The organism is Aliivibrio sp. S10_S31 (assembly GCF_014694495.1).
GTDB lineage: Bacteria > Pseudomonadota > Gammaproteobacteria > Enterobacterales > Vibrionaceae > Aliivibrio > Aliivibrio fischeri.
Genome location: NZ_JAAUWR010000184.1, coordinates 1 through 217, shown reverse-complemented (window position 1 = coordinate 217; position 217 = coordinate 1). Strand labels below are relative to the sequence as shown.

Sequence of the window (217 nt, the reverse complement as noted above, 5' to 3'; positions counted from 1 at the left end):
GATACCTGGATTTGAACCAGGGAATGGCGGCATCAAAAGCCGCTGCCTTACCGCTTGGCGATATCCCAACGAGATTCTTACGAATCTAAATAATGGTGCGGACGGAGAGACTTGAACTCTCACACCTCGCGGCGCCAGAACCTAAATCTGGTGCGTCTACCAATTCCGCCACGTCCGCACAAATATTGTAGTGAAATTGAAGATTGGTGATTCAATA

1 tRNA gene is annotated in these 217 nt (G+C 48.4%); it reads right to left on the bottom strand.

Annotated features, from left to right (window positions below):
- Nucleotides 1–93: 93 nt before the first annotated feature.
- Nucleotides 94–178: transfer RNA gene (locus HC728_RS20065), tRNA-Leu, on the bottom strand.
- Nucleotides 179–217: the final 39 nt, after the last annotated feature.